At 47.8% G+C, this 10,969-nt stretch carries 11 protein-coding genes; 1 reads left to right on the plus strand and 10 read right to left on the minus strand.

Annotated elements, in window-relative coordinates; translation table 11 throughout:
* The 7 genes from ACWA6V_RS09620 to ACWA6V_RS09650 all read right to left on the minus strand — a co-directional run.
* Positions 1 to 1,223 (minus strand): ATP-binding protein (locus tag ACWA6V_RS09620; protein ID WP_449522281.1); only part of this gene is annotated, 1,223 nt, incomplete at its 3' end.
* A complete protein-coding gene (locus ACWA6V_RS09625) occupies positions 1,220 to 1,879 on the minus strand; it encodes a response regulator (protein ID WP_449522282.1) in 660 nt (219 codons plus the stop codon). The genes ACWA6V_RS09620 and ACWA6V_RS09625, both read right to left, overlap by 4 nt.
* A gap of 15 nt (positions 1,880 to 1,894) precedes the next feature.
* Positions 1,895 to 2,566: a tetratricopeptide repeat protein gene (locus tag ACWA6V_RS09630; protein ID WP_449522283.1), complete on the minus strand. Its 672-nt coding sequence runs from the start codon at positions 2,564 to 2,566 to the stop codon at positions 1,895 to 1,897.
* A 10-nt stretch (positions 2,567 to 2,576) separates the two neighbouring features.
* A complete protein-coding gene (locus ACWA6V_RS09635) occupies positions 2,577 to 3,422 on the minus strand; it encodes an SDR family oxidoreductase (protein WP_449522284.1) in 846 nt (281 codons plus the stop codon).
* Between the two features lie 31 nt (positions 3,423 to 3,453).
* Entirely contained in the window at positions 3,454 to 4,125 is a 672-nt protein-coding gene (locus ACWA6V_RS09640; RefSeq protein ID WP_449522285.1) for a TenA family transcriptional regulator, read from the minus strand.
* The gene (locus ACWA6V_RS09645; protein ID WP_449522286.1) at positions 4,112 to 5,653 is read right to left on the minus strand and encodes an AMP-binding protein; all 1,542 of its coding nucleotides are present in this window, start codon (positions 5,651 to 5,653) and stop codon (positions 4,112 to 4,114) included. Before ACWA6V_RS09645 ends, ACWA6V_RS09640 begins: the two co-directional genes overlap by 14 nt.
* A complete protein-coding gene (locus tag ACWA6V_RS09650) occupies positions 5,643 to 6,398 on the minus strand; it encodes a thermostable hemolysin (protein WP_449522287.1) in 756 nt (251 codons plus the stop codon). Before ACWA6V_RS09650 ends, ACWA6V_RS09645 begins: the two co-directional genes overlap by 11 nt.
* Positions 6,399 to 6,496: 98 nt before the next feature.
* Between ACWA6V_RS09650 and ACWA6V_RS09655 the strand changes: the two genes are divergently transcribed.
* A complete protein-coding gene (locus tag ACWA6V_RS09655) occupies positions 6,497 to 7,759 on the plus strand; it encodes a TMEM43 family protein (protein WP_449522288.1) in 1,263 nt (420 codons plus the stop codon).
* A 117-nt stretch (positions 7,760 to 7,876) separates the two neighbouring features.
* Here the strand turns inward: ACWA6V_RS09655 and ACWA6V_RS09660 are convergent, their stop codons facing one another.
* The 3 genes from ACWA6V_RS09660 to ACWA6V_RS09670 form a co-directional block, all read right to left on the minus strand.
* Positions 7,877 to 8,470 carry an outer membrane beta-barrel protein gene (locus ACWA6V_RS09660; RefSeq protein ID WP_449522289.1) on the minus strand — a complete coding sequence of 198 codons (594 nt, stop codon included), beginning with the start codon at positions 8,468 to 8,470 and terminating at the stop codon, positions 7,877 to 7,879.
* Positions 8,471 to 8,600: 130 nt separating this feature from the next.
* Positions 8,601 to 10,190: an ABC-F family ATPase gene (locus ACWA6V_RS09665; protein ID WP_449522290.1), complete on the minus strand. Its 1,590-nt coding sequence runs from the start codon at positions 10,188 to 10,190 to the stop codon at positions 8,601 to 8,603.
* Positions 10,191 to 10,366: 176 nt separating this feature from the next.
* On the minus strand, positions 10,367 to 10,792 hold the full coding sequence (locus tag ACWA6V_RS09670; RefSeq protein ID WP_310072853.1) for a type 2 periplasmic-binding domain-containing protein: 426 nt from the start codon (positions 10,790 to 10,792) through the stop codon (positions 10,367 to 10,369).
* Positions 10,793 to 10,969: the final 177 nt, after the last annotated feature.

The following is a 10,969-nucleotide window of genomic DNA, read 5'->3' on the forward strand; positions in this document are numbered from 1 at the left end:
GGTGTTTTTGAGTTGTGACGATCACCACCCAGGCGATAAAACCGGTCAAACACCCGCTCGCGTTCGCCATCGGGAATGCCTGGCCCATTATCCATGACCTCCAGGACAACATCCCGGCCACGTAACCAGGTGTTGATAGCAATTCGTCCGCACTCGGGGGTATATTTAATCGCATTGCCCAATAAATTATTTAGCAAGCTGGTCAATGCAGCCCGGTCACCGGAAACCCAACATTCATCGCCATTGAATTCAATGCGATGGTGTTTTAATTCCAGCGCATCACTCTGGTCAACAATCGCCTGTTTTGCTAGTTGGGTTAAATTAACCGCTTCAAAGGTTCCCATAAAATGATCGGGAGCGGTACGGTTGAGCAATAAAATTTGCTCGACCAAATAACTCATTCGTTCGATTCCCTGTTTTAATTTCAGGACGGATGCGGGTGCAGGTTGCAATTCATGCAATAAATTTTCACAGTGAATTTTTAAGGCGGCAATCGGTGTACGCAACTCGTGGGCGGCGTCACCGGAGAAGCGTTTTTCACGCGCGAAAGAGGCATCGAGACGCCGCAATAAGTCATTGGCGGATTGTGTCAGTTGTACGAGCTCTGCCGGCATGTCCTGCTGATTGAGAGAGTGCAAATCGGTTGCTTCGCGCTGGCGTAATTCGCGCGCTAAATTCGTTACAGGCTTTAATCCAACCCCCAACACCCACCAGATAATCAGGCCGATCACCGGAATAGCCAACACCATAGGGTATACAGCTTGTAAAATCATCGACTCTGCCAGGCGATAACGCTGGTCGGCGCGCTCCGCGACAATAAACCAACTTTCCTTATCCACGCTGGGTGTTACCAATACATGCCAGCGATAGTGATGAAAATTAACAAAACGAAAACCTTCCACCAAAGGCACTACTACTTGCTCAGGCATAGCGGCTGATCGCGCCAATAATTTTCCATCCTGAGCGACCCATTGAAACTCCAATGACGCTTCCGAGCCTGCAGTGCGTGCGGGAAAAAGTAAAACATCCGCACGCGCGCTGGTTTGCTCGCGCCATTGCGGCAAGGTGTAATTTAATAAATCCACTTGCTGCAACATGCGTTGGTTAAACAAACGTTCAGCCTCATCCATGCTGCCTAAATAACCGCGCAACGCCGCTGCAAAATTAGCAAGTGTCACTATTGCCAATAACACTATGACTAAAAATCCACGAATGGATTTCATGGACGCGGCACCATATAGCCAATACCGCGCAGCGTGCGAATAAAATTAGGCGGTAGTTTTTTGCGTAAATTATGGATGTGCACTTCAATTGCATTACTGGCCACTTCATCCCCCCAGGAATACAATTTTGCTTCCAAACCTTCGCGAGTCTGAATTACGCCAACATGTTCGACCAATGCCTTCAGTAACATGTACTCGCGCCGCGATAGCACCAGCGCCGAGCCATCTAACAAGACTTCATGATGCGTGGTATTTAAACTCAGGGGGCCAATATTGATTAACGATGAAGATGAGTTACCGAGGCGACGCTCCAAAACGCGCAAGCGTGCTAGTAATTCATCCAGCTCAAAAGGTTTGGTGAGATAATCATCGGCACCAGAGTCCAGGCCGATGACTTTGGCATTGGTGCTATCGCGCGCGGTAAGGATGAGTACTTGTGTGGGTAATTTTTTTTGCCGCACGACTTTTAAAACTTCGATGCCATCCATATCGGGCAAGCCGAGGTCGAGCAACATAATATCCGGTGGCTCTGCCACCACCTGCGTACAGGCTGCTTTGCCGGTGGACAACCAATTCACTGCAAAACCTGCTCGCGATAAAGCACTGACTATACCTTCCGCGAGCAGTTCATCATCTTCCACTAACAATATTTGCATTGGTTTATTAGTCCATCATAAATGTTTTTTCGCTTTGGCCATGGCGGCTTCTATTTCACCTTTGCGACCGGCATCAGCAGATTCACGTCCGGGGCGAGGCGCAGCTTTTAGCGCTTTTTCGAATGCAGCCACTGCTTGTTGGTAGTTCTTTTGATCCAACAGATAGTCACCATAAAAGTAATTGGAGTCTATGCCATCAGGATTATAGCTCAAGCCTTTTAACAACATTTCTTTGGCTTTTTTGTCGTCGCCAAAACCCACTGGCCAACCAGGGACTTGGTAGTAGAGTGAACCAAGGCTGGTGTAAGCAGAGCCATTCATAGCTGCAGGGTCAAGTTTTATGGCCTGTTCCAGTAATTTTTTTGCTTGCTTTACTTCATCGAGCGCGCCCAATCCGCCCTTGGCTCCAGCATAAGTCGAGCGAATAATTGCTTCCCAGATCAGATAGGGAGCGCTGGTATTAGCTGCACGCAACTTTTCTGCTTCTGCGACCAATGCGACAAACGCTTTTTCCTGATCCGCTTCGGGTGTTTGATACTTAATCTCCGCCCAGCGGGTTTGCAATGTTTGGATATCGGCCGCTTCATCGGCATAGCCAATAGCTGCAAAGCCAGTGAGTGCTGCAAATGCGATCAATTTCAGTGCTATTTTTTTTGCCGCAATACTGTTTAATGAAAACTTTTTCATGATGTCACCTTCAGGATAAACGAATGGAAACTTTACGATCAGAAACTACTGGTTCCACTGCCGGTTGCGCATGGCGGCGAATGATGGGTAATTGACCGCGCAGGGCGTTGTCGATAATGCGTGGAAAAATACTGTTGATGCGTAAAAAAAGTCGCTCTGGCCAACCGATATTGCGGTCGCGCATGCGCTTTGCGGTCAACATCAATTCCAGCTGTGCAGCAACCACATCAGGCTCATCCATCGCTGTTCCCAATTCGCGATTCATTGCATAAACCGCATCGCTATTGAGACTGGTGTTTGTAGCTCGCGGAGCCAAATGTGCGACTTGAATGTGGCTATCAGTTAATTCGCGTCGCAGTGCCTCGCTAAAACCGCGCAGTGCAAATTTACTCGCGCAGTAGGCACTGAACCCGGGGTAACCCAAACCGCCGAAACTGGAACCAATATTCACGATGCGCCCGGAATCTTTGTTTAAAAACGGCAGCGCCAACTGGGTTAACAAAATAGTTGCGGTAACGTTGGTATTGATTAACTGTTCAATGGCTTCCGGATCGTTATCTTCCAGCAGGCCAAATAAATTGACTCCGGCGCAATTAATTAACGCATCCAAGGGTTCTTGCAGCGCGAGCAACGCGGTGCGGATGGTGTCGCGTCCGCTGCGGCTGGTAATATCGGCTTGCAGTACAAAGCCTTCATTCACCAACACCTGTAATTCACGCGCAAGTGTATTCAACTGCTGCGTTGATCGGCCTACCAAAATCAGGCGTGCGCCCTGAGCTGCCAGTCGCCGAGCAATTGCTTGCCCTATGCCTCCGCTGGCGCCGGTCAGCAAAATTAGTTTGCCTTTGAGTTTCATTGTGTGCTCCTCTGTGCGAGTGGCGTTTTCATCATGCTGCTTGTGCAATGGATTGCTGCTCAATCGAGCGAAAAATATTGCCGTAGAGTGTGAAAAACATTTTTGCTGCATGAACTATATCGTCCTGATCTTTTTGCTCAGTCAGGCCGTTCATTAATTTTTCAAAAAACACCATGTGTTCCAAATCCAAGCTGCCGTGTGAACGCAAATAAGAGAAGGCTTTATTCGGCAGACCTAAATGCTTCTGGATAATATCGGCAGCCTGACTTGCCAAATTAATGCTGGTACCTTCAAGCACAAACACCATGCCAAAAAACGCCATAGGATTGTTGCGCATAACGGTGTCGTAAGCGTAAGCAACCATCAATTCAGTCGCTGCATTGGGGCGGCCATTGCGCACGGCTTCTTTGTCTGCGTCACAAGCGGCGATATCATTTAAGATCCACTCCTGATGACCCAGCTCTTCTTCAATGTATTCCGCAATCGCTTCGCGATAATTTTCTTTTTCCGATGGCAAACGGCTGCCTACTGCCATCAATAACGGAACTGTATGCTTTACATGGTGATAAGCCTGGGTTAAAAATTCGCGGTATTCGTCCAGACTAAATTGGCCTAGGCCGATGCAACGCTGAATAATCGGAGCGCTTAACAAATAATTGCGCTCAGCTTGTGTTTCATTTTGCAAGCGATCAAAAAATGTCATAAACAACTCCTGGGTGTTGTTGTGAAGAGGATGGCTGAGTGGTGGTGTCGGAATAAATTGCCGCAATCGCATTCAGGTACTGGCCAAGAATGGCTGCACGGCGCAAACGTCCATTGTCGGTAAGCAATTGGTTGGTGGGTGTAAAGGGCTCAGCGGCGACAATAAATTTTTGCACGCGCGCGTAATCCGGTAAGTGTTGATTGATGCGGCGAATGTCCTGGGTCATTTGCTCGGCAGTCACTTCTGCGGAGGCGGGTACGATGATCGCGCTGCAAAAAGGTTGTGAATCGCCAATCACCATCACTTGCGCAATGGCGCGACACAGCGATAATTCTGCTTCAATCCACTCGGGAGAAATATTTCGGCCAAAGCTGCTGATCAACAGATTTTTTTGGCGACCAGTGATAAAAATAAAACCTTCTTCATCGATGTAACCCAAATCTCCGGTGTCCAGCCACTCGTCTTGTGTCTGCGCAGCTTGACCGAGATAACCGTTAAACACATTGCCACGAACTTTAATTACACCATTATCAATTTTTATATCGACATGATTCAGCGCTTTACCCACGCTGCCAATCTTGTCCGCAACGGGCGAGTTCAGACTCACTACCGATGCACATTCAGACAAACCGTAACCCTCATACACAGGTATTTTCATTGCGCGTGCTTGTTCAATTAAGACAGCCGGTGTGCGTGCACCGCCTACAGCAATAAATGCCAGTGATGCAGGCAAACCAAAACCCTGCATGCCGGCAGCGACAAAGCCTTGCAAAATTTGCGGCAAAGCAATCAGGCTGTTAGGTTGATACTGATGTAGCGCCTGCAAAAGTGTTGGCAAGGATAATTGCGAACTGCCGGTCAAACCCAGTGTAGTACCGGGCAAGACGACAACGCGTTTACCGAGATAAAGGGGAACATAAACGCCAGCGACATTTTCCAGCAATGTGCTTAAAGGCAATAAATTTAAATGGGTGTGGAGATTGCTGGTGTTCATTCCAGAATAAATTCTTTCCGCCAGCGCGAGTGTGACATTCTCCAATGCGGATGTGGATAAACACACACCTTTAGGTGTGCCGGTAGTACCTGAAGTAAACGTAATTTTAGCCACGGTCTCGATGTTGGTTGCTTGTTCATAGGCAATCAATGTATCGAGATAAATTGCGTTAACGGGAGCATTTTTCCGTTCGCTGGTGTCGGCAACTTGCCCTATATCGCCACAGACTAACAGGCAAGGTAATTGCGCCTGAGCAATCACATGCTGTAACTGTGTGCGAGAAAAAAAGCGTGGCAGCGGCACTAAAGTGATGCCTGCTTTCCAGGCAGCGAGATCAGCCACAATCCATTCGATGGAATTCTCGCCCCATAAACCGGCGCGACCAATATTCTGTGTGCTCAACCAGGTTGCCAACTCATCAATCTGCGCAGCGAGTTGTGCATAAGTGAGCTGTGTTGTCTGGCCCGTTAGCGCGATTTTTTCTGGTGTGCTGCTGGAGTGCTGGGAAATAGCGGCAAGAATTTTATTCATCATTCAGCTCCGTAGAATGTGCAGTGTCCAGCGCTGTTAATTGGTTGGCTGCGCGCAGTTGCGCACAAATTTTTTCAATTGGGCGGCTGATCGCAGCAACGGTTGCGCGGTACATGGGATTTTTGCGTGCGGCGGCCATCGCAGGGCGGTTATCACCAAACATGACTTGTGGATTGTTGGTGTAGTAGCTGCCCCAACTGGCGCCGCCATCGGGCAATCGCGCGGGATCGGCATCGGCCAGTACGATGGGGGAGTAACGCAAACGTGCCAGGAGTGCTTTAACTTCGCGGGTACCCGTGAACATCACATAGTGGTAACCCAAGCGCTCCATGACTTCGCCAATCACGATAAACAGCAGCAGGCTACTACCCTTCCAGGTGGACACTAAATTGCCGATTTCGACAATTTGATCGCGTGCGACTTGCAAACCGAGCTTTTCACCTATCACCTGCTCAACCGGTGCATCCAGATATTGTTCCGCAAACACTTTGCCATTACTGGCAGGCGCCAAACCCACGGCTGCTGAAAATTCGCCGCCGCAGCGCAGGCTGATAATGTTGGGTAGAAAATGAGTGACTTCGGCATGATGAACACCGGCAAAGCGGTCGTGAATATATCCCTCAACCGCTGCCCGCTCAGGTGAGCCGGGGGTTTGCAACCCGAAACGGGGGATTTTGATTTGTGGCAAGCGCGGCATATGCCAGCTGCTGGACGGGGTTTCGGCTAGGGTGGCGGTCAACTCTTTCATACTGCATCCTCGGATTTGGGATCTCTTAGGATGCAGAGTAGAAAACGAAACTTAAGGGAAAATTAAGCTCGGGAAATTACCCCAGAAAAGAATAATAATTGCCTGAACCAGATCAAGCTGCTAACAATATCCAGCCGCCATCCGGCCTTAACAATAACGACTGCAAGGAGAACATCATGGGCGATAGATTTACCGAAGTCACTCACACATCCTGGTTTAGCCGAATCGGGTCTTCGATCAAAGGGTTGCTGTTCGGTATCCTATTTATTCTTGTGGGAGTTTGCCTGCTGTTCTGGAATGAAGGGCGTGCAGTCAAAACTCACAAAGCACTGGTGGAGTCGCAGGGTCTGGTTGTTTCCATTAATGCGGAGGAGGCAGCGCCGCAGATGAATGGCAAGTTGGTGCATCTAACCGGTGAAGCCACTACCACACAAACACTCAACGACAACCTCTTACCTGTGAGTATGCAAGCATTAAAATTGCAACGAAAAGTGGAAACCTATCAGTGGGAAGAAACATCGCACAGCGAAGAGAAAAAAAATATGGGTGGCGATACGGAAACCATCACCACGTATAGCTATGAAAAAGTGTGGTCCGAAAAATACATCGACTCATCCGCATTTAAAAAACCTAACGGTCACCAAAACCCGGAAAAATGGCGTTACCAATCTGAGCTTTGGACAGCTGATCAGATTAGTATTGGCCAATACCAATTATCGGAAACCCATAAAAATAGCATCAATAATTTTCAAACCCTGGTAATCCCACGCAACATTGAATTACCCCAAGGTGTGGCGCAAAACAGCGATGGTTTTTATTACGGGAAGGATGAGCGAAAACCCAACATCGGCGACCAACAAATCTCATTTAACTATATTCCCGCACAAACCTATAGTGTGATCGGCGATCTCGCGGGGACAACACTCTCGGAACATATCGCTAGTAATGGACGTTCAATTGCCTTATTGCAAGCGGGCATGCATACCGCAGATGCCATGTTTGAAAAAGCCAAAAGCGACAATGCAACTTTGACCTGGATAATTAGATTGGCAGGCAGTTTATTGCTGATAATCGCATTCAATATGATATTCAAACCGTTATCGGTGCTGGCGGATATTGCTCCGCTGTTTGGCAATATTGTTGCGATAGGCACAGGTATTGTCAGTTTTTTATTGGGAATCATTTCGGCGTTAACCACGATCAGCATTGCGTGGATTTTTTATCGTCCGCTCGTGGGGCTCGTGCTTTTAGTTGTTGCAGCTGGATTAGTTTACTTACTGAAACGCAAATCAAATCAAGTAGCGAAACAATCACTGCTTCAACACCCCATCGACGACCCCATACGCGCTGCGGGCAACTGATATATCAATAGCGATAACGCCTGGGATTATAAGCGCCAAAAAAATCCCGCATTTATTTCCATAAATGCGGGATTTTTCTAACTGAAAATCATCCATTCAGTTTTCTACGTGCACAGATTAGAACGTGAACTGCAAACTCACACTGGCATAGTCAACATCCATATCAATATCATCCGGCTGCAGAACGTTAATTTCATCACGTGAGATTTCGAAATTAAAACGCTCATACTCAACGCGCAAATCCAAATGCTCAGCTAAACGGAACTTGGTGCCGACACCCCAGAATGTTTCATCACCATCTGAATCGCTACTAGTAATGAATTCGGATGTATCGATATTCGTGTCTGCATCCCACCACATTTGCCCGCCTTTCGCATAGATGGAAAAGTTTTGCGAAATCGGCAACTCGAGAATCAAATCAAGCGTTTTACCTTTGATATCAATATCAAACGCCTCATTACCGGATTCATCAAAATCGATGTAGGCTGCTTCAATACCAATAAATTCGTTTATTTTAAAAACGGCGAAGGCTTTTTTCGCCGCTTCCTCTTCATCAAAATCGCCATCTTTCAACTTGGTCAAACCGTAACCGCCACCAATGGAAAATTCGGGACTATATTGCCAGCCATTGCCTGACGCCCTGTCATCTTGCGCAACAGCAGCGCTTGACAATGCACTGACACATAAAATGGCTAATAATTTTTTGTTCATAGTGATAACTCCATTAATTTAAAAGACGTCATCACAATATAAAAAACTATTTTTTTCGTCTGTACGTTAACGCACTCAAAAAAAAACCCGCATGTTGCGGGCTTTAATCGAACCATTTCGCGAGCAAATATTACATAGTGTAAATGCCCTGACTGCGCAAATAATCTTCATAGTTACCATGAAAATCAATTAACCCGCTCGGTTGCATATCGATGATTCGTGTCGCCAATGACGAAACAAATTCGCGGTCATGGCTGACGAAAATCAACGTGCCGGGATAATTTTCCAGCGCGAGGTTTAAGGCCTCAATCGATTCCATATCCAAGTGGTTGGTGGGTTCATCCATCAACAATACGTTGGGGTTTATCAGGCTGAGTTTGCCAAACAACATGCGGCCTTTTTCACCACCGGATAATACTTTTACATTTTTCTTTACTTCATCGTTGGAAAAAAGCATGCGGCCCAACGCACTGCGCACTAATTGTTCATCGCCTTTGGTCCACTGCTTCATCCAATCAAACACAATTGCATTATCGGCAAAATCAGCAGCATGATCTTGCGCGAAATAACCTATTTCGGCCTGCTCCGCCCATTTCACGGTGCCCGCGTCAGGTTGTAAATCGCCATACAAACAGCGCAGTAATGTGGTTTTACCGGCGCCGTTCGGGCCGATAATCGCGATACGCTCACCCGCTTCTACCTGCATATTTAAATCAGTGAATAGCGGACGGTCGTAACCCTTGCTAACACCATCCAAGGTTACCGCTTGACGGTGCAACTTTTTGTTTTGGGTAAAGCGAATGTAGGGGCTTACGCGGCTCGATGGCTTGATGTCATCCAACTGGATTTTATCAATTTGTTTTGCGCGCGATGTCGCCTGCTTGGCTTTGGAGGCGTTAGCAGAGAAGCGGCTTACGAAAGTTTGCAGCTCGGCAATTTGCGCTTTCTTTTTCGCATTTTCGTTTAATAATTTTTCGCGTGCCTGCTCAGACGCCATCATATAGTCGTCGTAGTTGCCCGGATAAACGCGCAGCTCGCCATAATCCAAGTCCGCCATGTGGGTGCACACTGAATTCAAAAAGTGGCGGTCATGCGAGATGATAATGATGGTGCTGTTGCGCTGGGTAAGCATGCCTTCCAACCAGCGAATGGTGTTGATATCGAGGTTGTTGGTTGGTTCGTCGAGCAGCAATACATCGGGATCAGCGAACAATGCTTGCGCGAGTAACACACGCAATTTCCAACCTGGAGCAACGGCGCTCATAGGGCCAAAATGTTGTTCGATGGGAATATCCAGACCGAGTAATAATTCGCCCGCACGGGATTCGGCGGTGTAGCCATCCATTTCCGCAAACGCCACTTCCAATTCAGCGACGCGCATGCCGTCATCTTCGCTCATATCCGGCAAGGCGTAAATGCGGTCGCGCTCAGCCTTCACCGCCCAGAGTTCGGTATGGCCCATGATTACGGTATCGACTACGGAAAACTCTTCGTAGGCGAATTGATCCTGCTTCAATTTACCCAAACGAATATTGGGCTCCAACATCACTTGGCCGGCAGAGGGTTCGAGATCGCCACCGAGGATTTTCATAAAGGTGGATTTGCCGCAGCCGTTGGCGCCGATCAAACCATAGCGGTTGCTGTTGTTGAATTTGACCGAAACGTTTTCAAAAAGCGGTTTTGCACCAAATTGCATGGTGATATTGGCGGTGGAGATCACGGGTATTTTCTCTGCGACTGTGCGACTAAAAAGGGATAGATTAAAGAGCAATAAGGATAAGTGGGTAAAAAAGGCGCGCATTTTAGCCTAATTACATCAGCTTAAGGGATTTTTGTGACGGATAAAAAATGCCCGCGCATGGCGGGCATTTTGTATAACGGGCTTAACTGTAACGATTAGGGCAGCTTGAAGACCACTTTCACGCTGGCATCAACCGCGCTGGCATCCACATACCCAATCATATTGGGGTTCGCGGCAACTAGCGCTTTAACTGCTGCATCGTCACCCGCATCTTTTGGTGGAGTGCCTTTGCCGGTAAAGACCAACTGTGACCAGTAGGCTTTGTATTGGCTAGCGTTTTTCTTGCAGACAGCTTCATTAAATTTATCGCGCGCTGCCGAACCTTCATTTTGGTTCACCGGCACAGCTTGGCCACCCGAGGGGAAGCTTTTGCTTTTGCCGAGGAACAGGCGCGAGACATCGTCTTCAGTGAGGGAATCAAAACCTGCAGATGGATGAACAATAACGGCGACTTCGGCAAAGCAGAAGCTGGATAGACTAAGTACAAGGCTGGCTGCCAATGATTTGAATACAGTTTTCATAGTAGCAACTCTCCTTAAAACACGGCTTGTAAGGCAACAGACAATACTTTCTGCTCACCTCTTACATCATCAACATCATCGAGCTGCAACTTGAGCGCAGTACCTGAGGCGACATCCCAGCGAGTACCAAAGCTGATAACGTCACGCTCAACATTGCGCGCCGCAGCGATGGCATCG

It is taken from the genome of Cellvibrio sp. (assembly GCF_053579595.1).

Coding starts and splice junctions, on each gene's coding strand:
- ACWA6V_RS09670 (WP_310072853.1), bottom strand. CDS start 10,792: ATGAAAACTGTATTCAAATCATTGGCAGCCAGCCTTGTACTTAGTCTA.
- ACWA6V_RS09635 (WP_449522284.1), bottom strand. CDS start 3,422: ATGAAACTCAAAGGCAAACTAATTTTGCTGACCGGCGCCAGCGGAGGC.
- ACWA6V_RS09640 (WP_449522285.1), bottom strand. CDS start 4,125: ATGACATTTTTTGATCGCTTGCAAAATGAAACACAAGCTGAGCGCAAT.
- ACWA6V_RS09625 (WP_449522282.1), bottom strand. CDS start 1,879: ATGCAAATATTGTTAGTGGAAGATGATGAACTGCTCGCGGAAGGTATA.
- ACWA6V_RS09660 (WP_449522289.1), bottom strand. CDS start 8,470: ATGAACAAAAAATTATTAGCCATTTTATGTGTCAGTGCATTGTCAAGC.
- ACWA6V_RS09645 (WP_449522286.1), bottom strand. CDS start 5,653: ATGATGAATAAAATTCTTGCCGCTATTTCCCAGCACTCCAGCAGCACA.
- ACWA6V_RS09650 (WP_449522287.1), bottom strand. CDS start 6,398: ATGAAAGAGTTGACCGCCACCCTAGCCGAAACCCCGTCCAGCAGCTGG.
- ACWA6V_RS09630 (WP_449522283.1), bottom strand. CDS start 2,566: ATGAAAAAGTTTTCATTAAACAGTATTGCGGCAAAAAAAATAGCACTG.